Annotated in this window: 27 protein-coding genes; 18 read left to right on the plus strand and 9 right to left on the minus strand. The window is 43.9% G+C overall.

Going from position 1 to position 24,703, the window contains the following annotated elements; all coding sequences use genetic code 11:
• Positions 1-5 precede the first annotated feature (5 nt).
• A complete protein-coding gene (locus NLX73_RS22125; RefSeq protein ID WP_250267419.1) occupies positions 6-356 on the minus strand; it encodes a nuclear transport factor 2 family protein in 351 nt (116 codons plus the stop codon).
• 85 nt (positions 357-441) lie between these two features.
• Positions 442-1,353: a helix-turn-helix transcriptional regulator gene (locus NLX73_RS22130; RefSeq protein ID WP_254327346.1), complete on the minus strand. Its 912-nt coding sequence runs from the start codon at positions 1,351-1,353 to the stop codon at positions 442-444.
• Positions 1,354-1,767: 414 nt separating this feature from the next.
• On the opposite strand from NLX73_RS22130, the gene NLX73_RS22135 reads away from it, so the two are divergent.
• Positions 1,768-2,334, plus strand: a complete 567-nt coding sequence (locus NLX73_RS22135; RefSeq protein WP_165178962.1) for an NAD(P)H-dependent oxidoreductase — start codon at positions 1,768-1,770, stop codon at positions 2,332-2,334.
• 178 nt (positions 2,335-2,512) lie between these two features.
• Here NLX73_RS22135 and NLX73_RS22140 read toward each other — a convergent pair whose 3' ends face one another.
• The 3 genes from NLX73_RS22140 to NLX73_RS22150 all read right to left on the minus strand — a co-directional run bounded on the left by NLX73_RS22140 (position 2,513) and on the right by NLX73_RS22150 (position 4,528).
• Entirely contained in the window at positions 2,513-2,959 is a 447-nt protein-coding gene (locus NLX73_RS22140; RefSeq protein ID WP_254327347.1) for a hypothetical protein, read from the minus strand.
• 213 nt (positions 2,960-3,172) lie between these two features.
• Positions 3,173-3,679, minus strand: coding sequence for a hypothetical protein (locus NLX73_RS22145; RefSeq protein ID WP_250267422.1), 507 nt, complete (start codon positions 3,677-3,679; stop codon positions 3,173-3,175).
• Between the two features lie 384 nt (positions 3,680-4,063).
• The gene (locus NLX73_RS22150; protein ID WP_061831296.1) at positions 4,064-4,528 is read right to left on the minus strand and encodes an AbrB/MazE/SpoVT family DNA-binding domain-containing protein; all 465 of its coding nucleotides are present in this window, start codon (positions 4,526-4,528) and stop codon (positions 4,064-4,066) included.
• Positions 4,529-4,915: 387 nt separating this feature from the next.
• On the opposite strand from NLX73_RS22150, the gene NLX73_RS22155 reads away from it, so the two are divergent.
• Both NLX73_RS22155 and NLX73_RS22160 read left to right on the plus strand, forming a co-directional pair.
• Positions 4,916-5,287, plus strand: coding sequence for a MerR family transcriptional regulator (locus NLX73_RS22155; RefSeq protein WP_069291070.1), 372 nt, complete (start codon positions 4,916-4,918; stop codon positions 5,285-5,287).
• Positions 5,288-5,550: 263 nt separating this feature from the next.
• Complete coding sequence (locus NLX73_RS22160; protein WP_254327348.1) at positions 5,551-6,315, plus strand: MerR family transcriptional regulator; 765 nt, start codon at positions 5,551-5,553, stop codon at positions 6,313-6,315.
• 65 nt (positions 6,316-6,380) lie between these two features.
• Here the strand turns inward: NLX73_RS22160 and NLX73_RS22165 are convergent, their stop codons facing one another.
• Positions 6,381-6,854, minus strand: coding sequence for a hypothetical protein (locus tag NLX73_RS22165; protein WP_250267424.1), 474 nt, complete (start codon positions 6,852-6,854; stop codon positions 6,381-6,383).
• A 90-nt stretch (positions 6,855-6,944) separates the two neighbouring features.
• Positions 6,945-7,424, minus strand: a complete 480-nt coding sequence (locus NLX73_RS22170) for a GAF domain-containing protein (RefSeq protein WP_025719270.1) — start codon at positions 7,422-7,424, stop codon at positions 6,945-6,947.
• A gap of 339 nt (positions 7,425-7,763) precedes the next feature.
• Between NLX73_RS22170 and NLX73_RS22175 the strand changes: the two genes are divergently transcribed.
• The 8 genes from NLX73_RS22175 (at position 7,764) to NLX73_RS22210 (ending at position 17,420) form a co-directional block, all read left to right on the plus strand.
• Positions 7,764-8,057: a hypothetical protein gene (locus NLX73_RS22175; protein ID WP_061831300.1), complete on the plus strand. Its 294-nt coding sequence runs from the start codon at positions 7,764-7,766 to the stop codon at positions 8,055-8,057.
• Between the two features lie 166 nt (positions 8,058-8,223).
• Positions 8,224-8,820, plus strand: a complete 597-nt coding sequence (locus NLX73_RS22180) for a GNAT family N-acetyltransferase (protein WP_254327349.1) — start codon at positions 8,224-8,226, stop codon at positions 8,818-8,820.
• Complete coding sequence (locus NLX73_RS22185; protein WP_069291075.1) at positions 8,804-9,562, plus strand: energy-coupling factor transporter transmembrane component T family protein; 759 nt, start codon at positions 8,804-8,806, stop codon at positions 9,560-9,562. The genes NLX73_RS22180 and NLX73_RS22185 overlap by 17 nt, the downstream gene beginning before the upstream one ends.
• Positions 9,563-9,719: 157 nt before the next feature.
• The gene (locus NLX73_RS22190) at positions 9,720-10,307 is read left to right on the plus strand and encodes an ECF transporter S component (RefSeq protein ID WP_235307211.1); all 588 of its coding nucleotides are present in this window, start codon (positions 9,720-9,722) and stop codon (positions 10,305-10,307) included.
• A gap of 56 nt (positions 10,308-10,363) precedes the next feature.
• On the plus strand, positions 10,364-11,923 hold the full coding sequence (locus NLX73_RS22195; RefSeq protein WP_302055527.1) for an ABC transporter ATP-binding protein: 1,560 nt from the start codon (positions 10,364-10,366) through the stop codon (positions 11,921-11,923).
• Between the two features lie 173 nt (positions 11,924-12,096).
• Complete coding sequence (locus NLX73_RS22200) at positions 12,097-13,611, plus strand: MDR family MFS transporter (RefSeq protein WP_254327351.1); 1,515 nt, start codon at positions 12,097-12,099, stop codon at positions 13,609-13,611.
• 610 nt (positions 13,612-14,221) lie between these two features.
• The gene (locus NLX73_RS22205) at positions 14,222-15,721 is read left to right on the plus strand and encodes a glycoside hydrolase family 68 protein (protein ID WP_302055521.1); all 1,500 of its coding nucleotides are present in this window, start codon (positions 14,222-14,224) and stop codon (positions 15,719-15,721) included.
• A gap of 106 nt (positions 15,722-15,827) precedes the next feature.
• Positions 15,828-17,420, plus strand: a complete 1,593-nt coding sequence (locus NLX73_RS22210; RefSeq protein WP_254327353.1) for a glycoside hydrolase family 32 protein — start codon at positions 15,828-15,830, stop codon at positions 17,418-17,420.
• Between the two features lie 180 nt (positions 17,421-17,600).
• Here the strand turns inward: NLX73_RS22210 and NLX73_RS22215 are convergent, their stop codons facing one another.
• The gene (locus NLX73_RS22215; RefSeq protein WP_013369372.1) at positions 17,601-18,065 is read right to left on the minus strand and encodes a MarR family winged helix-turn-helix transcriptional regulator; all 465 of its coding nucleotides are present in this window, start codon (positions 18,063-18,065) and stop codon (positions 17,601-17,603) included.
• 290 nt (positions 18,066-18,355) lie between these two features.
• Between NLX73_RS22215 and NLX73_RS22220 the strand changes: the two genes are divergently transcribed.
• The 4 genes from NLX73_RS22220 (at position 18,356) to NLX73_RS22235 (ending at position 21,097) form a co-directional block, all read left to right on the plus strand.
• Positions 18,356-18,790: a hypothetical protein gene (locus NLX73_RS22220; RefSeq protein WP_134902329.1), complete on the plus strand. Its 435-nt coding sequence runs from the start codon at positions 18,356-18,358 to the stop codon at positions 18,788-18,790.
• Positions 18,791-19,008: 218 nt separating this feature from the next.
• On the plus strand, positions 19,009-19,194 hold the full coding sequence (locus tag NLX73_RS22225) for a hypothetical protein (protein WP_029515813.1): 186 nt from the start codon (positions 19,009-19,011) through the stop codon (positions 19,192-19,194).
• A gap of 17 nt (positions 19,195-19,211) precedes the next feature.
• Complete coding sequence (locus tag NLX73_RS22230) at positions 19,212-19,511, plus strand: spore coat protein (RefSeq protein ID WP_254327354.1); 300 nt, start codon at positions 19,212-19,214, stop codon at positions 19,509-19,511.
• 245 nt (positions 19,512-19,756) lie between these two features.
• Positions 19,757-21,097, plus strand: coding sequence for an amino acid permease (locus tag NLX73_RS22235; protein WP_254327355.1), 1,341 nt, complete (start codon positions 19,757-19,759; stop codon positions 21,095-21,097).
• Positions 21,098-21,117: 20 nt separating this feature from the next.
• On the opposite strand, the gene NLX73_RS22240 is transcribed toward NLX73_RS22235, so the two are convergent.
• A complete protein-coding gene (locus NLX73_RS22240; RefSeq protein ID WP_254327396.1) occupies positions 21,118-21,750 on the minus strand; it encodes a LysE family transporter in 633 nt (210 codons plus the stop codon).
• Positions 21,751-22,068: 318 nt separating this feature from the next.
• Here NLX73_RS22240 and NLX73_RS22245 point away from each other — a divergent pair, with 318 nt between their 5' ends.
• From NLX73_RS22245 to NLX73_RS22255, 3 genes are all read left to right on the plus strand, one after another.
• Entirely contained in the window at positions 22,069-23,037 is a 969-nt protein-coding gene (locus NLX73_RS22245) for an SIS domain-containing protein (RefSeq protein ID WP_254327356.1), read from the plus strand.
• Between the two features lie 28 nt (positions 23,038-23,065).
• Complete coding sequence (locus tag NLX73_RS22250; RefSeq protein WP_254327357.1) at positions 23,066-23,878, plus strand: PfkB family carbohydrate kinase; 813 nt, start codon at positions 23,066-23,068, stop codon at positions 23,876-23,878.
• A gap of 96 nt (positions 23,879-23,974) precedes the next feature.
• Complete coding sequence (locus NLX73_RS22255; RefSeq protein WP_254327358.1) at positions 23,975-24,688, plus strand: GntR family transcriptional regulator; 714 nt, start codon at positions 23,975-23,977, stop codon at positions 24,686-24,688.
• Positions 24,689-24,703 lie beyond the last annotated feature (15 nt).

Here is a 24,703-nt window from a genome sequence, read left to right on the forward strand (position 1 = left end):
TTCCTTTATGGAAGTGTAATAATCAGTTCTTTAATTTTATTGTTGTTTACTAGAAATTGATGTTTAAGTAGGAGTGGATCGGGAAGATTTGATTTATCAAAGTCTCCGTCTACTTTCGCAATAACGACGATGGTATTATTACTGTCATCCATATCCACGATCTCAAAGGTGACATTCGGCCTCAATATTTCTGCTTCACACCATGATTTTATGGCTTCCATACCTTTGATTTCGCGATGATTATCCAAGATCAACGCATCTTTATCGAAAGCGGAAGTAAGTACTTCAAGCTGGGATTTGTTCGCTGATGTAAAGTAAGTTTCTACTGCCTGTGGCAGGGTTCTATGTGGATTCATTGATCCTTCAACCTCCTATGGTGATGTTGTGAGCGATAACTTCAAACTCATCATAGCAGTAATAATATGACTACATGGTGTCATATTATAGAGGATCATTTAAATTTCTTTTCATCGTTTCTAAATGAGACAATATTCTTGTACGTACTTGTTCGGGGCTAACCTCTATAAGGAGGGGGCCAAAGGACAGCAGATAACTGTCCAGCCAATTGCCTACAGGAAATTGTGCTGTGACGGTATAAGAGCCGTCTTCCTTCTGAGTAATTGTTTTCTCGGCAAATTCATCGTATACGCGGTAAGCTCCTTGAGCAGAAATGTGAAGAGTTACTTCAATGGTATGAAGCAAGTCGTTCATCTTTGTATCTGTAGATGCTACGACTGTTCTTGGTTCATAACTAATTTCGGTAACTGCAATCTCTTTCATTCGGCTAATCTTAAATACACGATGACTTTCCGTATTTAAACAGTAACCTTCCACATACCAGGATTTATCTTTAAACAAGAGCTTGGCAGGTTCGACGCTACGATAACTCTGTTCCCCGGCGACGTTATAATAGCGGAACTTTATAACACGGTTTGTGATTATTGCGTTGCGTATAAGAGTGAATAGCTGTCTCTGGCTGTTTTGGCTTCCCCATGGCGAAAAATCTACTTCGATCCAGTTTCCCATGTCTTTTTTAAAAAGCCTACTCAACTTGTTTAGCACTTCTTCTACCTGTGGGATGGTAGCTGTAGCCACACTCTGAAGGGCCATTAAGATATCATCTTGTTCCTGCTCGGACAGTAAAGAGGTGTTAAAGACATAACCCTCCATCAATGATATTCCGCCCCCCTTGCCTCTACTGCTGTAGATGGGAATCCCAGCTGCGCTTAAGGTATCTATGTCCCGATAAATCGTTCGTGTGGAAACCTCAAAATGCTCTGCCAATTCATCAGCAGTCACTTTTTTCTTATGGAGTAACATATAAACGATTTCAAAATGTCTGCTTAACGGCATACGCTTCACCTCTCTCGGTAGCATACACCTTATAACATGACATTATAAAGTCATATTAAGTGGATTATTGACATCACACCTTAATGGACATCAACTGGGGGACTTTATTTTCTTTGAACAGCGATAATAACACTGCCTTGGGATCAGATCTTTAAATAATCTTTTTGACAAGTTGAACAAAAAGCACTTGCAAAGTAAAAAGGAATAAACTATACTGAGGCCAATCATTAGTAATTGATCAATCACTAACTGAATTAACAAGCAACGGAGGTGATATTCATGAGCAGGATACCGCTCAAGTTTACTGAACGTATCTTTATCGGAACTATGGATTGAGCATATTCAGTTAATTGAAGGAGTACGAAGTTAAGTAATTGATCAATCACTTATTTTAAAGTAAATGGAGGAGAGAACATGAAGCATCTTATTATTTACGCACATCCATCCGAGGGAAGCTTTAATCATGCAATTTTGACCACAGCAGTCGAGGGGCTGAAGCAAAAAGGACATGATGTGGTTGTTCGTGATCTATATGCAATCAACTTTCAACCTGTGATTAGCAGCAGCGAGGTCATTGAAGGAATCGGAGAAGATGTTGTACGGGAACAGGAATTTTTGCAATGGGCAGAGGTAATCACCCTTATTTATCCGATTTGGTGGACTGGGATGCCAGCCATTATGAAAGGGTATATAGACCGCGTATTCTCTTACGGATTTGCTTATAAATATGTAAATGGAGTGCAGATGGGATTACTCAAGGGTAAGAAAGCCATTATCCTCAATACACAAGGAAAATCACATGCGGAATATGCCAGCAATGGTATGGATCAAGCCCTTCGCTTGACGTCTGACAAAGGCATATTTGAATATTGTGGACTTGATATCATGTATCATCTATTTTTCGAGTCGGTACCCCAATCTGATGAAAATACGCGTAAGAAGTGGCTTCGCCAGATTGCAGACATGGCCAGCAAAGCCTAATATGTATGTTCAGAGCCAGAGGATTAAGCATTAGAGGAATCGAAGTAGCCAGTGGCTAACACCAAAAGGCATCGCGTGCATTTGCAGGCGACGCCCTTTGGGTTGGTCCAATATTGAATGTGTTCCAAGCGACACTCGCTCATGGCAAGCATCAATTTGCCATACTAAGGGTTAGGCATTAGTTTTTCCGATTTTTCCGATTGACGCTACGAGATCCACTGGAAGGCCACTGTGACCCACCACCTTGACCACCGCTTTGACCATGAGGAGGCCACCATTGTGAGCCACCACCCTGATGACCGCCGCCTTGATTATGAGGAGGCCACCACTGTGAGCCACCACCCTGATGACCGCCACCTTGATTATGAGGAGGCCACCACTGTGAGCCACTACCCTGATGACCACCGCCTTGATTATGAGGAGGCCAATGCGATCCACCGCCTTGACCGCCGCCCTGACCACCGCTTTGTCCTGCAATAGATGGCATACTTGGATAAGGACCTTGTGCCTGACTGATTTGAGTAACATCAATATAAGACTGTGTCCCATTAGGATATAGCACTAACATTGATTTATTAGTGGGATCTACGCTTTTTACGAAAGCAACGATCTGTTGACCATTCACAGTAAATATTCCCCATAGATTAACAAAATTACTCACTTCAGTAGTGGTTGCAAAATGTGGTTGTAACGACCCCATCGAACGATGAGAAGAATGTTTAGACAAGGTATATATCTCTCCTTTAGATTGAATTTTGTGACATCATATGTGCAAACGCACTGATTGGAATGGGCAATGTTGCTATAAATCGAGATAAATGCATCTTAGAGAATTTAATTAATCAATTGAAACAATTTGCCATGCGCCATCTTTATCTTTTTCAAAGTAAAAGGTATATCGTATATCGGGTGAATATCCTTCTTGATTATTCAGTCGTTCCCCTACAACAGGTATCAATATCCGATTATTTTCTTTTACAGCTTCGTCAATACCAGTAAACTTCACCGGATGATCGAAGAGGTAATCGTGACCTGTTCCAACGTCTGCACCTAGCACAGCATGGAATTGATCCAAATCTTTTGACACGAAGGCAGCTACTGCTACTTTGAGTTTTGTTATCATGGCATCCTCAATAAGAGGGTCTTTAACATCATTCCATTTGATCTCGTCTAAGCTTTGCAGGTCGGCTGATGGATCTATTCCTTCTTTTACTACCGTTTCTGAGGTTGTTGGTACTGTTTCATTGGTAGATGTATCCGTTGTTTCCTGCTTTCCACAACCAGCAAACGCACTTACACTTACGGAAAGTAGAAGAATAGAAATAATTTGAGCAGGTTTGTTCATATTAGATTCACACATCCTTTCTCTTTCTATAACGAATACTATTTTTTTGTGAGGAGGAGATGTAATGAAATTACGAAAAGCTGACGAAATGGAAAAGTATAGGGTTGTTTACCATAGAAAAATGAATAAATAAATGAAATGACCTTCTCAGATTAAAGAAGGTCATTTTTTAATTCAGGAATCATTATTAAATGTAGCACAGCCTTCTGCTTATAGGCGTTATCGCTTGCAAGTCATGCAGTGGTTCTTTATACCTAGTGTGGAATTTTCGCATGGACGTTCATGCGTTTTGTCGGTTAGCTATGATGCTGCGTATCACGGTTCAAAAGTAGCTGCACATGATGAAATCTCTGGTGTATATCTATGTAGGGTATCAAGCTGTAGTTAGAGCATTTTTTTGAGCTGGGATATACGGGCTTGGGAAACCTCAAGTATTTTGGCATATTCGTGCTGTGCTGCATTGGGGTGTTTTTGCATTAATTCTTTTAGACTTTCGATCATTTGTTGTGTCGATCGCCGCAGACGTTTGGACTCTTTATTAGATCGTTGTGAGTTGGATAAAGCTGATTTAGCTGGTCTTAGGATAGGGCTGAAATTTATCCCCTTCTTTAAACTTTCAATACATTCCCCGCAAATAAAGCTGTCTCTAAAATAAGTTAACTGTTCTGTTGAACCACACATTTTACACGTCACCCCAGTGTACTTTCGAAAGGCGAGAATACCAGTTTCCTCATCTGCAAAAATCTCAACAGGATCACCCACATTATAATCCATGGAAATTCGCATTTCTTTGGGAATAACGATGCGGCCTAACGCATCTAGGGGACGTGTCATACCTGTACTTTTCAAATGATAACCTCCTTTTTTTATATCCTTATAATACTAAATAGTTATGATAAAAAAGAATAGGCTTAGAGAAGCAATCGCATATATTTAGTAAACTGTTGAAAAGTATACAAGTAATTTCCAAAATATGTTTTGTTATGGAGAGAAACGTGTTGAGGAGATTATAAAGAATTTCCGATATATATTCATAAAGATTATTCTAGACGATTTTCGTTATGAGGCACAAATGCCCACGTTCTATTTTCTATCTGGATTAACGGGCAATAAGAAGGTTGCCTCGCTGCTGCAAGGTAGTAGGAATCTTAATTTTGCACTCTTTACTATGAAAACTTATACTTATCGTTAAAGCTGACTTGAAGAGAAAATAAAAGAACGGGGAGGGGAATAACTATGTACTCCATTAAAGAAGTTCAAATGAAGAGCGGATTGCCCGCATCTACTCTTCGTTACTATGAAAAAGAAGGCATATTACCTGATGTGGGTCGGGATGAAGGTGGAAGAAGGGTATATACCGAAAAACAAATTGATTGGATTAGGTTCCTTATGGCTATGAAAGATACAGGGATGACCATTGAAGAAATTAAGGCATACCTTGAGCTAAATGTAAAAGGAGAAGCCACAATCCAAGAGAGAAGAGACTTCCTTGTAGCCCACAAAAAGAAAGTGGAAGAACATGTGGCACAAACGCAGCACAATTTGGAGAAAATTATTCAAAAGATAGCTTTTTATGATCATGTGGTTATGGGGAAAAGCCTCTCTTAGGTATCGTATGATCTGTAAATAGTGGTAAAGTCAAATCGAATATATGGAGCCCCTGGCATATTTGAGAATACGTGCTGGAGGGCTTTTTTGCATAGATTTCTAAAGATGCAGATTCTAGGTCGTAAGTATTGAAAATGGTTGGCAAATGGGCGGTTCACAACGCGCTTACAGGGTAAAAGTGTAGTACCAAGGTGGGCGAGTGGGGACGTTGACTCTCACGCCACGTGAGACTGTAGACTGTCAAGCAAGGGAGGTGAAGCGGAATGGCTTATACGGTGAAGGAAGTATCTAATCTGTCGGGAATCAGCGTACGAACATTGCATTATTATGATGAAATCGGATTGCTGAAACCGCATCATATTGGAAATAATGGATATCGCTATTACGAGCAGGAACAACTGTTGAGGCTTCAGCAAATCATGATGTACAGGGAACTGGATTTGCCTTTATCTGAAATTGGAAATGTGCTGGAGCAAACCAAGGAACAAAAGGCCGAGGTTTTGCAGGAGCATCGAGCCAAGGTCGAGGCCAAAGTCTTCCGCTTGCATACTCTCCTACAGACCATCGACGAAACGGTGGCTCATTTGAAAGGGGAACAAGCAATGAAACCAGAGCACATGTACCAAGGATTTAATCCGGAAAAGCAGGAAATGTATGAACGTGATTTGACAGACCGTTATGGTCAAGAGGCTCAGGAAACAATTCAGGAGAGCAAGACGGCGACGAAGAACTGGAGCAAAGAGGATTATTTGGATTCGCAGGCAGAGGCTGACCAGATTCATCGGCGGCTGGCAGAAGCCATGAATAAAGGATTGAAGCATAACAGTGAAGAAGTACAGGCGCTAATCCGCCGTCATCTTCAATGGGTAAGCCGATTCTATACCCCTACAGCAGAAATTTATAGCGGGCTGGGAGACTTGTATGTAGAGCATGAGGATTTCAATAAAATGTATGAAGGCTATCGCCCCGGACTGGCTGAGTATTTGCGAGACGGGATGAAGGTTTTAGCCGAACGGGAATTAAATTAACAAAGGGGTGAACAACAAGCCAATTCCGATGGCCTGCTGTTCACCCTTTTTGTGTATAAAGCAGCTTACATGCTGCTTTGTGCTGTTCTCATGCCTTGCTGACTGTTGTTTCCGTAATGTTGCATGCCACTGCTTGCGAAATGCTGTCCAGTGGTTCCCATATGTTGCGGAAAGCTGTGATTCATGTGGCTTCCTGTATTAAAGGAGGTTGGTTGCATACTGCGGGAAGCAAAGCTATCGCCAAATCCAGGCTGAGTCATTTGATTGCTGGAACGGATGGAGTTTTCCAACTGACTACACAGTTGAATCACTTGCTGGTATTGCTGCATAGCCTGCTGGTGATGCTGAATTGCAGTTTGGATCATTTGAGCTGCGCTTCGTTCACGTTGCACCAGGCTTTCAAGACTGGATGCATTTTGTTGTTCCTGTTGCAGCAACTGCTGATACATGGCAGTTCCTTGCTGTGTTTGTTGTACCAATTGCTGCATGATTTGTTCACATTGATGAAGTTGTTGTTGTGGAGCCATGTTGTTGTACATGAATCATCAATCTCCTTCGCCGGATAGTTTTGGGTTTCAGACCCTCCTATATTGTGGCGAAGGAAGACGATATATATGCGCTATTTTTGGTTATAGGCTGGCTACCAGAATAGCCGTAAATTCCTCTAGGAATACACGATCTTCGTGATCAAAGCGGCCTTTGAGTGGGCTGTCAATGTCCAGCACTCCAATCAGTTCCCCATTCTTGACAAGGGGAATAACGATTTCACTATTGGAAGCAGCGTCACAGGCAATATGTCCTGGAAACGCATGTACATCATCTATAACAAGCGTCCGTTGTTCTGCTGCTGCGGTACCGCATACGCCACGTCCTAATGGAATCCGTATACATGCAGGTAAGCCCTGGAAAGGACCAAGTACAAGCTCAGTGCCATCATAAAGATAGAAACCGCTCCAATTAATATCAGGAAGGAAATGACCAAGTAATGCTGAAGCATTTGCCAGATTGGCAATGGTATTGGATTCATCATGAATAAGTGCCCGGAGTTGTCCGAGAACCGATTCGAATTGTTCATGACGTGTGCCTTCGTAAGGAATAGCTTGAAACATGTAGGGTTCACGCTCCTAACATTAAATTTTTACATTAAGTGTTGTATATATCGTAAAAAATAGGTAATTATCCAATTCGCTTTTACCATTGGTTAATTAATTCAAGATATAACGATTGTATATATTCAGTCAAGTGGAAAATCACTCTGTAACCTTTTCGTACACTCCGTACTCTAACCTCTGTACAGAATCATTTTGGAAAGGGAAAGCTATATGTTTTAGCGGGACAAACAATATAGAAAGTAATTCAGCGAGGGTTGCCCTCATCTGTTTCCAGCTTATCCTCTATGGGTAAAAACAGTGTAACATGGTGGCCTAGGCCAGGGAGGAATTACAATTATGCATGCAGATGTTCAGAACTTGTTTATCCGTATACAGATGCTTTCTTATGCACATCAGAACGATCTCACGGTAAGAGATATTCAACCTGTGTTGGAAGAGCGCGGTTACCGTGTAGGAGAACGTGAGGTCAAGCAGGAGCTTGAAAACCTGACGCAGGAAAACTTTCTGACACCGCATGATGATATGTTCAGCATTACTGGCGCAGGGATCGATGAATTACAGGAAATTCAGTCGATGCTGGGCGTACTGTACAAGGATGTTGTGAAGAAACCGACTCGCACCACAGTTTAATCTCTTATAATATAGAAGATGCCCTTCTAATTCCTAATCCTAGGAACAGGAGGGCTATTTATATATATAAGCTTTGCAGCTTTAAATAAGGTTGTGTTTGTTGAAGGTGTATGCTTAAATGTAGCGTATATTTATTGTCATTTTAATGCTGGAAGGATGATTGAACATGTGTGCATATGCATGTAAGGGGCATATACCACTGCTGGAAAGTGCGCGTCTTCGGCTGCGAAGGATGGAAAGCGGGGATGCGGCTACAATGTTTGCTTGCTGGTCTGACCCGGAGGTTCACCGTTATATGAACCTTTCTGGTATGTCAGGACGTGAGGACGCAGAGGATATGATTGAGCTGTTGAATGAGCTGGCGAAGACGGAGGATGCGCTGCGCTGGGGAATAGAGCTGAAGGAGAACGGGAAGTTGATTGGAAGCTGTGGTTTTAATTATTGGCAGACGGAGGGAGCTTATAAAGCCGAGATTGGTTATGAAATAGCCAAGCCTTATTGGCGACAGGGTTACATGACCGAGGCGCTACGCTTGGTACTGTCATTCGGGTATAACACGATTCGGTTGAATCGGATCGAAGCGCTGGTGGACCCGCGCAATACAGGCTCGCAAGCCCTGCTGTCCTCGATGGGCTGGACACAGGAAGGGCTGTTGCGGCAGGTACAGCATACATCTACAGGCTTTAAGGATATGCTGATGTATTCTTTACTGCATGAAGAATGGCTCAGACTGGAGGCACAACGAAATGCTGTTTCAGTATAACGGCGGTTCGTCGCCGCTGCACAGGTTAGGGCCGTTAAGTAAGCTAATATGGGTGGGATGTTTTAGCCTCCTGTCGATGGCTTGGGATTCGACGCTACGGGAAGCAGCACTCTTGGCTGTACTGATTGCTGTGGCTGGCTTGGGCGCACGTTTGCCCTTAGCACGCCAACTTCGGGCTATGTCGTTCCTGATTGGTTTAGGTATTCCGTATTTTATATTGTCTATCCTAGCGATTCGAGAAGGACATACCGTGGCTGCATGGGGACCCATTGTCATTACAGCAGAGGGGCTGGACATCGCAGGGGCGTTAACGTTGCGGATTTTTGTGTTGTTTTTGGCATCTTATATCTATCTCTCGACGACCGATCCCCGAGATTTTGTGCAGGCATTGAATCTGCGCTTGCGTGTTCCTTATCGGTTTGCGTTCGGTATTTCGGTGGCACTGACGTTTCTCCCCTTATTGGAAGAAGAAGGGAGAACAATTATGGCAGCACGGCGTGTTCGTGGACAGGAACCACCACGAGGGTGGAGCAATCGGTTATCATGGTGGAGCGGGTATGCGGCTGCCGTGTTGGTGAATGCTGTAAGACGGGTTCAGCAGACGGCGCTGGCTATGGAGGGCAAAGGTTTCGGTGCTTATGCAGAACGGACATATCTTCGTACACTGAACAATGGGCGTTTAGGCAACTTATGTGCGGTGACTGCTGTATTAACTACGGCTGTTTTATGGTGGAGCTTATAAAGTGAAGCCTCTTATTTTTGGTCTTATTGTCAACCTGTTAAATATAATTAGGTTGACAATAAGACCGCAGATGAATACATTTATACAGTAACAGCTTGTACAAGGAACAGAGCTGTAATCTTATAGATTAGATAGGGAGAGGAGTCAAGAAATACATATGAAGGAATCTCGTATGTTTGCAAAGTTTACAACGCTGGATATCGTCCTCATGGCGATGCTGGCCACGTTGAACGGTGTCATGACCGTGTATTTGTCGCTCATTAACAAAACATTAAACAGTCTGGGAGGGCCTATCGCTACTTCCTCTATTGTCGGGCTGTACATGATATACGGCTTGTTGGCTTATTATATTATTCGTAAGCCGGGTACGGCGGTTATTGCTTATGCATTTGGCGCAGTGGTGCAATCCTTTATGGGCTCTGCCTATGGAATTGCTTCTATTATCGCGGCGGCTGTCTGCTATATGATTGCGGCTGAGTTGGTATTTGCCTTGTTGCGGTATCGACGCTGGAACGCAGTTTCGCTGATGCTAGTGGGTGGGGCTATGGTTCCGCTGTGGTTTATTGTCGCAGCCAATATGTTTGGCTATATGCATTGGGGCTGGAAGGTGCTGACGATTGCACTGGTCGTTCGTATCCTGAGCGGCATTGTCCTGTGCGGTCTGCTAACGAAAGTGTTGGGTGATGCTTTAAATCGTACGGGACTGTTAAAACGTTTTGAACTGGGACGCGCTTCACGTGCATAGCCGTGGCTATACATGTGGTTATATCTTCAACAATGGGGATCGAGGATATTTCAATTATGAATGAACATAGCGATTATACCTCTAGCAGTAAAATAGCAATATCCTTGAAGAATTTTGGCTATCGGTATGATGACCAGGTGGAGCCAGCTTTACATGGTCTGACACTGGACATTGCGGTGGGCGAGCATGTAGCCATTGTCGGAGCCAGTGGAAGTGGAAAGTCTACGCTATGTCAGCTACTTCATGGCGGGTTGTCCCGTTCCGGTGAAGGCGAACGGACGGGGGAGCTGACCGTGTACGGGATGGACCCCGATACCGCTGATTTGGCTACTGTCGCCACCACTGTCGGCGTCGTGCTTCAGGACCCGGATGCCCAGCTGGTGCAGGGAATCGTCGAAGACGAGATTGCTTTTGGGCCGGAGAACCTGCGCGTGCCTCCGGCAGAAATAGCGCAGCGCATTGCTGCTGCGCTGGAGGCCGTCGGCCTAGCTCCCGAGCGCGACTCCTTCGTGCGGCGCCTCTCGGGAGGCCAGCGCCAACGCACCGCGATTGCTGCGGTACTGGCGTTGGAAGCGCCGCTGGTCGTGTTCGACGACGCAGCTGCGCAGTTGGACCCGCCGGCTGTACGCGACTTCGCCCTGCTATGTCGGCGGCTCCATGCCGAAGGTCGGACGGTGGTTACCGCGTCCGGCCGCATAGACGATGGCGCGCGGGCAGCACAGCGCGTCATCGTCTTGAAGAGCGGGACTGTGCAGATGCAGGGTCCGCCCGAAACGCTGCTGCGCGAACATGGTGCGCAGCTGGCCGCCTTGGGGCTGCTCCCCTCTTCCGCAGGGAGGGGAGACATGCCGCGTGAGCCCGGGGTGAATCCCGGCTCAGCAGCGGACCGCGCTGGGCAGCCGTTGTTGGAGGTGAAGGGATTGACCTTCACCTATCCTGGCAGCCAGCGGGCAGCGCTAAAGGGCGTGAGCCTAGCTCTTGCGCCCGGTGAACGAGCCGTGCTGCTGGGTGAGAACGGCTCGGGTAAAACCACGCTCGGCAAGCTGCTCATGGGTCTACTCCCAGCACCGAAGGGGTGCATGCGGTGGGAGGGGCAGGATATGGCGAAGTTGCCAATTCACCAGCTGGCTGCCGGAATCGGCTATGTGTTCCAGCAGCCAGAGCATCAGTTTGCAGCTGCAACGGTGTGGGAGGAATGCTTGTACAGCGTGCGCGCCAAGCTTGGTTTACGGACCGGGGAGCCGGTTCCCGCCGCATATGTGGAACGGGCGCAGCGCTTACTGGCTTCCGCCAGGCTGGAGCACAGACTGGATGCCTCCCCGTACCTGCTAAGTGGAGGCGAAAAAAGGCTCTTGAGCGTTGCGGCACAGTTCATCTTGCCCAAAAAGCTATACATTTTGGATGAGCCTAGCGCAGGAACGGATTACGAAGGAGCGAATATTCTGCTCCGTATGTGCACAGAGCAGTCTGCCGAAGGTGCGGCTTTTCTGGTCATCACCCACGATATGCAGGTAGCTGAAAGCTTTGCCAGCGATGTTCTGTGCATGGAAGAGGGCCATCTCTATAAAATGGAAAATAGTGAGATTAATCATACGATTATAGTTGACAAAAATTAACGATATGTAGACAATAATATATATACATCGTACAAAACAGGCGGCCTATATAGGCCGCCTGTTTACGATTATGCGGGGCGGGTAATAATCCATTCTGGAAAGGCAAACCGCACAGATACAACACAGTTTTTATAAGGGAAGGATTTGTGATTTGCTTGGGAAACGATAAACCCATGAAGCGCGGACTCGTGCTGACAGGTGTTCTATTGGCCACTTTTCTGGCCGCAATTGAAGGAACGGTTATCGGTCCAGCGGGACCGACGATTGTTAGCGAGCTGGGTAGCGTGAAATTGCTCAGTTGGATTTTCACGGCATATTTGCTGACGATGGCTGTGACCACGCCCATTTTCGGCAAGCTTAGCGATTTGTTTGGCCGAAAACCCATTTTTTTAATCGGCTGTTCGTTGTTTGTACTTGGCTCGTTGCTTTGTATGATGGCTGGTAGTATGGAGCAGCTTATTATCTACCGGGCTATACAAGGGATTGGTGCGGGTGGTGTCATCCCCGTTACCTTTACCATCATCGGTGATATATACAAAATGGAGGAACGCGGCAAAGTCCAAGGTATGATCAGCTCCGTATGGGGAATTTCTTCCCTGATCGGGCCTCTCTTGGGCGGTTATGTGGTTACCTATTTTGGCTGGGAGTGGATTTTCGGCTTTAACGTCCCCTTTGGATTGCTGGCTATGTTCTTCATCGCCCGTTACTTGCGTGAACAGGTAAGCAAGCGTACCGCACGTATTGACGTGCCGGGAGCGGTTACCTTTACCATCGGGATGACGGCCCTCTTGCTCGTATTGGCACTGGGTGGGCAGTATATCGGCTGGGCTTCTCCTGAATTGCTGGCCTTGGCTGCCGTAGCCATTTTGTTCCTGATTCTGTTTTTGGTTATTGAAAAACGCGCTCAGGAACCGATGGTGCCACTAAAGCTATTTCGGATACGGGATATCGCTTTTTCCTGTGCCGCAGCCCTGTTAGTCAGCACCCTGCTGATCGGACTGACTAGCTATCTTCCACTATGGATTCAAGGTGTGCATGGTGGAGATGCCGCTTCATCTGGTCTCGCCTTGGCTCCAATGTCCGTAGGTTGGCTATTTGGCTCCATGATCGGAGGACGCATTTTGCTGACGCTGGGCTCGCGTCGAACCTCTTTGATCGGGCTGACCCTGATTGTATTGGGTGCCTTCGTCATGACCTTAATGGGCCAAACGGCTCCGATCTGGCTGCTGTTCCTGTCTACATTGTTGTATGGACTGGGATTCGGCTTCTCGATAACTGTGTTCACGATTATTGCTCAGTCCTCGGTCGGATTCCAGCTGCGTGGTGCGTCTACAGCCTTGAATACGTTCCTGCGTACGTTGGGGCAAACGATCGGGGTTGCAGCCTTCGGTTCATGGCTGAATTATCGCATTGCTGCCCAGACAGCAGACGGACAGCTTACACAGCAAGGGGTTACGCAGGAGGATATTAACGGTCTGCTGGCCCCGCATGCTTCACAGAGTCTAAGTGACAAGGTTGCCGGATTACTTCGTTCTGTACTGGAAAACAGTCTGCATTCCCTGTTCGTTATCATGGTCGTTATTGCAGTTATTAGCTGGTTTGTCGTCCTCGGACTGCGGAACCGTCCACCAGGCACGGAAGAAGAGGCAGATCAGCGCGTAAAGACACCACAAAGAGAACACGCATAAAAAATAATATAAATCTTTCATGATAAAGGGACAGTCCGGTACACCAAATAAGGGTCCGGGCTGTCTCTTTATGATAATGGTCTCTCCTCCTACTGCTTCAGCAAAATAGCCACCTCGTATAGGACCGATAAATTCCCCAGTATACAAAAAGGAGATAAAAACCCCCTAGAGTTGCTATATATTCATAGGTATAGGTAACAAAATGGTAAAAAAGTCTTAAGGAATTGTAACAAAAAATATGTTTCTGAATTGAGCTGTAGGGTACTAAGGAACCATTTTTTTGAACCCGCTTACAAATCGGGCTTTGTATGATTTATTTTAGAACGATTTTGCATGTGAATGAAGCAACCAACCTAGCAAAACGGGACACGGAAAAAAATCAAGTAGCAAATATTTCTGAATGTAATAGGAATGAAAAAAAGGGGAATTTTCAGAAAATTACTAGGAAAATATGAGGATGAAATTCATAGAGGAACCTGTTTTCTCACCTCACATAATAGGGCTTTTCAGTCTATATCAATCGTTTGACATACCATATAAAATGGCCCTATCAACCAAAAAGTTGGGTTTCAAATCTAGAAGCATAATTAGATTAAGGGAGATGGAGTACTTGAAGTTTAACAAATGGTTCAGTAAAGCAGCCACTGCAACAGTAGCAACTACCTTGCTGTTAGGAGGTGGCGTTCAGGCTTTTGCCGAGGAAAATGATGCATCTGATCTCAAAACAGACAATGCATTTACGCAAATTACCCGTAATGACATGCTGAATATTTTCAAACAGCAAGGCAAAGAGAAATATGAGGTTCCGTCCTTCGATGCGTCTACAATTAAAAATATTCCTTCTGCTATGGGTCGCGACAGCTCAGGCAAGCTGATTGATTTCGATGTCTGGGACTCTTGGCCGTTACAAAATGCCGATGGCACAGTAGCCAATTACAAGGGGTACAATATCGTTTTTGGACTGGCAGGCGATCCTAAAAGAGGCGAGGATACATTCATATACCTGTTCTATCAAAAAGCGGGCAATACTTCACTGAGCGGCTGGAAAAACGCTGGCAGAGTATTTAAAGACAATGATAAACTGCTTGCCAACGATCCGATTCTAAAAAATCAGTCAGAAGAATGGTCAGGTTCAGCTACCTTAACCTCTGATGGACAAGTACGTTTATTCTATACCAGCAGACAGCCTTATGATCCGAATAACAAATTATACGGCAAGCAAACCTTGAGCACGGCTCAAATTAATGTCTCTCAGCCTGATGATAAGACACTGAAAGTAGATGGAGTCGAGGATTTGAAATCGATCTATGACGGTGGAGATGGGAAAATCTATCAAAATGTACAGCAAAGCGTCGGAGTGGAAATGGATAATCATACCTTTAGAGACCCTCACTATGTCGAGGATCAAGGCCACAAATATATTATATTTGAAGCCAACACAGGGACAGAAACAGGCTATCAGGGCGAAGATTCGATTCAAAACCCAGCTTATTATGGCGGCAATAAGAAATTTTTCACGGAAGAGCAACAAAACCTGCTGCAAAGTCCTAAGAAAAAGGGAGCTGAGCTGGCGAACGGCGCACTGGGTATCGTTGAATTGAATGATGATTATACGTTGAAAAATGTAATGCCTCCTTTGATTGCATCCAATCTGGTAACAGATGAAATTGAACGGGCGAATGTGTTTAAAATGAACGGTTTGTGGTATTTATTTACGAGTACAAGAGGTTCCAAGGTGACTGTAGATGCGATCGGTGACGATGATATTTACATGCTGGGTTATGTTTCTACTTCCTTGACAGGGCCTTATAAACCGCTGAATGGAACCGGTCTCGTTCTTCACCAGGATCTGGATCGTGATGATGTTACCTGGACGTATGCCCATTTTGCTATCCCGCAAGGCAAAGGCAATAACGTAGTCGTGTCGAGTTATATGACCAATCGTGGGCTTTTCCCGGATCACAAATCTACTTTCGCGCCAAGCTTCCTGCTAAATATTAAAGGCTCGAAAACGTCTGTTGTGAAAAACGGTATTCTGGAACAAGGGCAAATCACGATTGATCCAGAAAAGGACAAAAAAGAACCCCAAAATGAGTATGGCAAGAAATAAGTAGGTATAAGCAGTATGTCCGAAGGCGGCAGCTTGGTAGTAACCGGATCTGTCGTCCATCGGACGATACATAACGATGCAATGAGAGGTAAGGAGGATCGTCATAATGAGAAAAAAAGCTCCCAAGAATATTTGGATACGATCCGTTGTAATCATCACAGGCTTAACTATATTTATAGCTATGGGTTGGAGTATGTACCAACAGGATGCAGGCAAACCCCAAAAATCTGCTGCAACTCCAAAAAATCAAGCGAATCAAAGTAAGCAATCAACACCGACCTACCGGTCAGCCTATCATTTTACCGTTCCGGATAAGTGGAAGAATGATCCTCAACGGCCTATTTATATGGATGGAAAATATCATTACTACTATTTATATAATCGTGATTATCCCAAAAAGAACGGTACAGAATGGCGACATGCCACATCCACCGATCTGGTTCATTGGAAAGATGAAGGGGTGGCGATTCCAAAATATACGAACCCGAATGGAGATCCTTGGTCCGGTTCGGTCGTGATCGATGATAATAATACCGCAGGTTTTGGAAAAGGCACGCTGGTAGCCATTGTGACACAGCCCTCCGCAGATGGCGGAAAGCAGGAACAATTTTTGTGGTACAGTAAGGACAAAGGCAAGACGTTTACTTCTTACCGCAACAAGCCTGTGATGTCCAACCCCGGTACAAAGGACTTCAGAGATCCCAAAATCATCCGAGATACTCAACGTAATCAATGGGTGATGGTCATGGCAGAGGGAACGAAGATTGGCTTTTATGAGTCTGATAATTTAAAGAATTGGCGGTATACGAGCGGCTTTCAAACAGAAAATATTGGGCTTGTGGAATGTCCTGACCTTTACCGGATGCGTGCGGATAATGGAACCTATCAATGGATTCTGGGTGTGAGCGCCAATAGCAAATCAACAGGCGGACCCAACACGTATGCCTATTGGACGGGAGATTTTAATGGAGAAGCATTTCTCCCTAATCACAGTGAACCTGAGTGGCTGGATTATGGGTTTGACTGGTATGGTGCAGTTACGTTCGAGGAAGGAAAAGACAAAGATAAATATAGTCACCGTTATGCTCTGGCCTGGATGAATAATTGGGATTATGCCAATAACACGCCTACCCTAAAGGAAGGCTTTAATGGAATGGATTCGATTGTTCGCCAAATTCGACTGAAACATACGGAAGATGTTGGATATCGTTTGGTTTCACAGCCGGTACCCAATTTGGAGCGATTCCAAACATCCAAAAAATCATTAGGAACGATTAAAGTAGAGGGTGCTCACCGGCTTCCGGTAGCAGGCGATGCCTATCAGTTAGAGGCGGATGTATCTTGGTCCACGATTAAAAATGTAGGATTGAGGCTTCGAGAGTCGACGGATGGCAAGCGTCATGTCGATGTGGGTGTCTCAGTGGACGGTCAATACTCCTACGTAAATAGAGCCAACACCGGGCAGCCGGATCAGAGTGGAAAATATGTAGAGAGCAAGGCGCCTTTTGATGCTAATAAGAAAAAGGTCCATCTGAACATTCTCGTCGATAAAACCAGCATTGAAGTGTTTGTAGATGGTGGAGAAGTAGCTTATTCCTCCTTAATATTCCCACGATTAGAGGATCAGAAAATTACTCTTTTTTCCGATGGCGGTCCGGCAGTGTTTAACAATGTAGTGATCAAGCATTTTAGCCGATAGCAAGCAGGTATTTATGCTGTTCGTAAGCTTGGGCATATTTCGCTCTATTCAGGTATATAAAAAGTCCACCCATGAATATAAGGGTGGACTTTTCTGTGTAAATCTAAATTTTCGTTTTAGCACAGCTATAAGATTGTTCGTTTATTCACAAACGATTAGTTGCTAAAATTACTATTCATTCTATTTGTGATAAGGTGACAAGTTATCAGCGCTACGGCCCAATTTTTTGAGCAAGCCGATGAGTTGATCTCTTTCGGTTTCACTGATTCCGCTAAAGGCACGTTCAATCTGACGTGTATAATCAGGATAAATTTCGTCCATGACACGTTGTCCTTCGTCCGTCAATTCTGCATATATAATCCGACGATCTTGGTCGCACGGGTGACGGTGCAAATAACCGCGGCTTTCCAGTTTGTCGATAACATAAGTGACATTTCCGCTTTGCAGAAGCAGCTTTGCTCCAATTTGTTGGATTGGCTGCGCGCCCTTGTGATATAAAACTTCCATCACGGCGAAGGCCGTTGGGTTGAAGCCCACCGTTTTGATGCCAGCAACCGCATGTTCGTTTACACTTTTGAATGACTTGGCAAACACGCTATACAAATGCATGGATTGCTGTGTCACCAATGTTCGGTAATCTATCATCTTCATTCCGCCTTTATGTATGGATTTGGGCATCCTTTGACCGCTCGGCTCGGATGACCGGGCAACCATACCCTTGTTACTAGCATAAAGGGATTTACGTAGCGAAAACATGCGATTTGTCACAGTAGCTGCTTTTTTAACTATTTAATTTCAAAGCTTTAAAGTAAATTTTTGAAAAATAAAGGTTTTGAATGTAAAAATACTGTTCCGGTTGGTTATATTAAAAATAACATACCTAGCTTGATGAACCCCAATTAACCAAATAAGCTACTTCAGAGGAGATGAAACACATGGATACGGGTTCTTTTCGTTTTCAATTTCGTGATCCACAGCAAGCCGCCCAAGCCTGTGAAACATTAAAGGAAATTGGATACTCCGCCAGCACAAATGGTGATACAGGTCTGAGTGTTCATATTGAGAACCAGGATGTGCTGTCTGCATTGGAAATTTGCCAAGCCTATGAAGGGAGCATGATTGAGGTAGGGACTCTTTTCTCTAAACCGGATGAATATCCCGGTTTGCAAGGAAATATAGGTGTACATAATCCAGGTTATAGCCCGGAAGATTGGATTATCCCGGCACACACAATCAACGAAGACTGGAGCGAAGCTTATAAAAATGGCTCCTCTCAAACGTACACTAATACGATGGAGGAGCACAACGTCAGCTCTGATCAACAACCTGAAGACGAAGTGGATGGATTTTCTGGAAGCATCCATATCTGATTTTGTCCTAAAAGTCATGATTAGAATTTGAGTCTTCACTGTTCAGTTCCTATTAGGATAAAGCTCCTATAAGACCATTAATTATTGTGGCTTTGAAGGAGCTTTTTTTTGTGTGAGAAGAACTCAGTTAGAGCTTTCACCAGAATTGAAATTCTGTAGGATATGCATAAATAGCAACGACAGCAGGGAATAACAATTTCAGAAAGGAGGTCTTGACCTTGCAAAAATTAGGAGTTCACGAAAAATTGGAATTACATGAGCTACTTACGTTTAAAACAACTTGCCTGACAAAAGCCCAAACCATGATTCCTTTAGTATCAGACACAAATTTAAAAAACATTTTGCAGCAGGATGTTAACGGTGGTACACAAGATATTCAACAGCTTAGAAATCTGCTCGTGTAATTTAAAGGAGGATTAACGTGAATTCTATTGTTCAGAACATGACTGGAATGGGCGGAATGACGGATCAGGTGATCGCTTCTGATTTATTAATTTCAGCTAAAAGCGGAATCAAGAGCTATGCCCTTGCTTTAACAGAGTCAACCAGCTCGGAAGTTCGCAATGTTCTTTGTGACCAATTGAGCAAAGCTGTTAATCTTCATGAACAAATTTTTAATTATATGAAGAACAATGGTTACTATAACGCTTATGATCCGGATCAGCAAATACAAATGGATATTCAAAATGCAGACAAAGCACTTTCTTTGTCTAAATTTTGATAATTAATTAACGCAATAAAAGAATTATTTATTTAGTCCCAAATGAAGTCTCTGGTTTTATGTAGAAAAAGTATCAGCAAACCTTAAACGAGTTTGCTGGTGCTTTTTTATTATATAAATAATCACACTAATCCTAGAAATCACAAATAACGAAATGAATTGCTGTCCACATGAAATATGGTGAAGAAGGCAAACATAATATCGGAGAACTAGGTCTCAATATCAGGAATAGGGTGATTTTCATTATGGGCAAGTCTTCAGCTGTTAAGCAAAAAGATCAAAAACTAAAATGGTGGCAACTTAGCTTATTAGGAGTTGCAGGTACCATTGGTACAGGATATTTCCTCGGGTCTGGCTTAGCGATCTCCATAGGTGGTCCAGCCGTGCTGATTGCATACTTTTTTGCAGCAGTGGGAACATATGTGGTGTTTGATGCCCTTTCGCGCATGACGGCAGATCATCCTGAACAGGGTTCTTTTCGTTCCTATGCCCAAAAAGCATTTGGAAGTTGGGCAGGATTCGGCAGTGGATGGGTGTATTGGTTCTCAGAATTGCTTATCAATGGGAGTCAACTAACCGCGCTATCTATATTCTCACGCTTTTGGTTTCCTCAAGTACCGATGTGGATATTCGCAGCAGGCTTCGGGATTTTAGGGCTTGTGATTGTTTTTTTTGGCAATAAGGGTTTTGATCGCGTTGAAAATGTACTGGCCATCATTAAGATGGCAGCTATTGTTATGTTTCTGGTCTTGGCCGTTGCTCTTTTGGCAGGATGGATCGGAGGAGGAAAATATAATCCGAAGTTCCCCATCAGTTACAAAGAATTTTTTCCGACTGGGGGCATAGGATTGTGGTCATCTTTTATTTTTGCCTTTTATGCATACGGAGGTATTGAAGTGCTCGGAATTATGTCTAATCGGCTTCAAAAACCGGAGGATGCACCTAAAGCAGGCAAGGTAATGCTGATTACACTGGTTGCCGTGTATGTGCTTTCGATTGGTCTGGCTGTGTCTATGGTGCCATTAAGTGCCTTTAACCCGAAAGAAAGTCCTTTTGTGCTTGCGCTTAGCAGCGATCATCTGGTTTTTGTGCCTCATTTATTTAATGGAGTGCTTATTATTGCAGGGTTCTCAACGATGACAGCATCTCTATATGCAGAGACATCTATGATGCTTACGCTTGCACAGGAAGGAGATGCGCCCACATTGTTTTCACGGAAGTGGAAGGGCAAATATCCTCTTTATGCACTTAGTTTGATCTCCGTTGGATTAATCTCAGCCATCGTAATGTCGTTGCTGCTACCGGGAAAAGTATATGAATATATCACTACAGCAGCGGGTTTAATGCTGTTGTATAATTGGTGCTTTATTTTGCTGTCTTCAGGTAAGCTACTGGAATCGGGCAGATCAAACAATATCAAACGTTGGATTGGATTATTGTTGATAGCTATGGCCGTGGTCGGATCATTTTTTCATAAACTTAGCCGCCCGGGAGTGTATATCAGCTTACTGCTTGTCTTGTTAATTGCAATATGTGACCTCATTGTACAATGGGTTCGCCGAAAGCACGCCAAGGAATCTCATTAACGTTGTCAGTAAGTTAAGCGTTAGCGTAAAAAAAGTAATTGAAATGCTTGTAGGCCAAAATAAAAGCCAAAACCGATAAGAGATAATCCGGACATCCAAGAGATGGTTTTAAGCAAGCCGGTTTTTAGGAACCTCCGGAAAATACTTGAAGCGGCTGCCATGGTCACATCCCAGAGTAACACGCCTAATACAATCGCTCCGCTATAGATCATTAGTTGTTGTACTGGATATGTATTAGCGACGTTTGCGAGTATGGATCCGTAAATGCCAAGCCAAAAAAGGATGGAGAGGGGATTAAATAATGACATTAGAAAACCGGACATAAATGAGTTACTTAATGTAGTACCATTTCCCCTTAATTCGGATTCTGAAATCACACCTGCATTTTTGATGCTTTCAATACCTGTATACACAAGTACGAAAAAACCAAACAGCCATAAAAAAGCTTTGACAAACGGAGCATTAAGAAGGTGAATCATTCCCAAATAAACAAGTAGCATATAGATAATGTCTGCGGTTATTGCACCAAGCCCAATAAACCAGGCGTGCCAAAAACCATTCTTGATACCTCGATCCAACTGTGCGGCATTAATCGGTCCAATGGGAGCGGAAAGTGACAGACCTAGAAAAATATAACTGATAAATGTATTAATGTCCTTTTTCCTCCTTGAGTATTATTGGATGTTATGTATTTGTCTATTTAAGTTTATTCGGACAAACCCATTTGTAAGACCATATTTTTTGTACGTATATTGCAGGAATAGCCTCGATATTATCAACCACCTATCAATGAATTAAACCTAAAAAAGGAGCTCTAATTCCTTTCACACAAGGATTAGAGCTTTTTTAATACAGGTTATAAAAAAAGTTTATTTGATCGAATAATTGGGGTTGACACTTTTATTGAAAGCGCTTATATTTATCTCGTAAACAATACGTTATATAACGTTATATAAAAAGGAGAGGTAAAAATGAATGTACAACAGACGGTTCAAACGATTTATGAACAAGCGAGTGGGAAGATTTCCGAGGTGTATTTAGTAGCCTGCGGGGGCTCATTAGTCGATATGTATCCTTCGAAATATTTTCTGGATAGTGAAGCAAAGAAGTTGGTAGCAGGGATGTATACGGCGAATGAGTTTGTGCACGCGCTGCCAAAACGATTAGGTAAAAACGCTGTAGTCATCGTGTGTTCCCATGGAGGAAACACGCCGGAATCGGTTGCAGCTGCTAAATCAGCCAAAGAGAAAGGCGCTTACACCATCGGCTTAACCCACAATAGTGAAGCGACACTGCTCAATTATTCTGATTATTCATTCCTCTACGAGTGGGGAGATGAGAGCGATGTCAAAAATAACCCGATGGCTATTATTTTGGAGCTTACTGTTGAGCTGCTTCAAATCGCTGAAGGCTATGTGCATTATCAAGCTTTCCAGAACGGCTTGGGAGCAATCAATGGAATTATTAACCGGGCAAAAATACAAGTTGAACCGCGTGCCAGTGTATTCGCTGACAAATATCGCAATGAAGACCTCTTCTATATCCTGACCAGCGGAGCTTCTTATGGACATGCGTACGGATTTGCTATCTGCTCTCTAATGGAAATGCAATGGCTTCATGCGGCTTCAATCCATTCGGGTGAATTTTTCCACGGACCGTTTGAAGTAACGGATAAAGAAACTCCATTTATTCTGATGATCAACGAAGGACGCACACGGGCATTGGATGAGCGGGCACAGACTTTCCTGAATCAATATGCCGAGAAAGTGGAAGTGATTGATGCAAAGGAGCTTGGAATCGGAACTATTGCCGACGAGGTCGTCGAGTTTTTTAACCCGGTTTTATTTTACAGCATTGTATGTGTTTATCGTGAAGCACTCGCAAATGTACGCAATCACCCACTGGAAACTCGCCGTTATATGGGCAAAGTAGCTTACTAAGCGCACTTACCAACAGGAGGAAACCATCATGAAAGTTCTAGGCATTGGCGATAATGTGGTAGATAAATATGTTCATCTGCGCATGATGTATCCTGGCGGCAATGCGCTTAATTTCAGTGTGTTTGCCAAAAAAGCGGGAGTAGATGCAGCCTTTATCGGAGTATTCGGAGATGATAACGAAGCACAGCATGTAGAACACATTCTCCGTGAGCTGGAAATCGACATTTCACGGTGCAGATATCACAGCGGTGAGAACGGCTGCGCACGTGTAACCCTGGAAGACGGAGACAGAGTATTTCTGGGCAGCAATGAGGGAGGAGTTACACGTCTCCATCCGCTGAAGCTGAGTGAAGATGACAAGGCCTATGTTGGCGGGTTCGACCTTATTCACACCGGCTTGTACAGTCATACAGGGCACTTGCTGCCTGAATTGAAGATGCTGGGAATCCCTCTTTCTTTTGACTTTTCGGATGATTTCATAGATGCACAGGTGGAGAAATATATTGCGTACGCCGATTTCGCTTTCTTCTCTTGCAGCCATATGACGGATGAAGAGACGCAGAACTATATCCGCTCCAATCGAAAAAAAGATGGGCAAATTCTGGTAGCCACACGCGGCGGAGATAGATCTATTGCCTATGATGGTACTAAGTTCTATTTTCAAATGCCTGATTCCGTGGACGCTGTGGATACGATGGGGGCAGGAGACTCTTATATAACCGCCTTTTTACTGAGCTTTTTGAAAAATGGCAACATTCAGGACGCTATGGTAGAAGGCTCGAGGGTTGCTGCTCAGAGCTGTCTGGTAGAAGGTTCTTTTGGATACGGCGTCCGCTACTAAAAAATTATGTTCAAATATCTTCACTTGTAAGAATATGTAACATTTGATACTCTAAGTGGGAGTAATATAACGTTATATGACAAGTGAGGGCACATTATGTTGAATTCGGACCAAGCAGAGCCATTATATATTCAATTACAAAAAGCGGTCAAAACTGCTATTCATAATGGAACATTTACGCAGGGAAGCCGTATACCGACCGAAACTGAGCTAAGCGAGACCTACAATGTAAGTCGAATTACCGTAAGAAAAGCCATTGCCGAATTGGTTCATGAAGGTTATCTGACCAAACGTCAAGGAAAAGGTACCTTTGTCAATGTACCCAAAATTGGGCGGAAGATTGAACATGTCATCAGCTTTACGGCTGCCTGCAAATCCAACGGCCTATCTTCACACAGTGTGGTCACAGAACGTGAAGTCATAGAAGCAGGTGAGGAAATTGCACATCAGTTGCAGCTGCAACAAGGAGAAAAGGTGTTATATATTCAGCGCAAAAGATACGCCGGTGATCGACCGCTAATGCTGGAGAATAATTTGTATCCTTATGACCGATTTTCTTTTCTAATGGAAGAGCAGTTGGAGGGCTCTGTATACGAACTGTTGCGTCATAAATACAGCATTGATCCTAACCAACCAGGAGAGACGATATTACAAATCGCTTTGGCGGATGAATACCAGGCAAAGCTGCTGGAGACGGCCATCGGACAGGCGTTGTTCTACATGCACACGATTATTTATGATCAGCATGGAGGCCCCGTTCATGTAGGTAAACAGTACATCATTGGAGACCGTTATCAATTCTCAATATAAATCCGTTGCCTGTTA

Origin of the sequence: Paenibacillus sp. CH40 (genome assembly GCF_024213605.1) — a bacterium.
Lineage (GTDB): Bacteria > Bacillota > Bacilli > Paenibacillales > Paenibacillaceae > Paenibacillus > Paenibacillus polymyxa_B.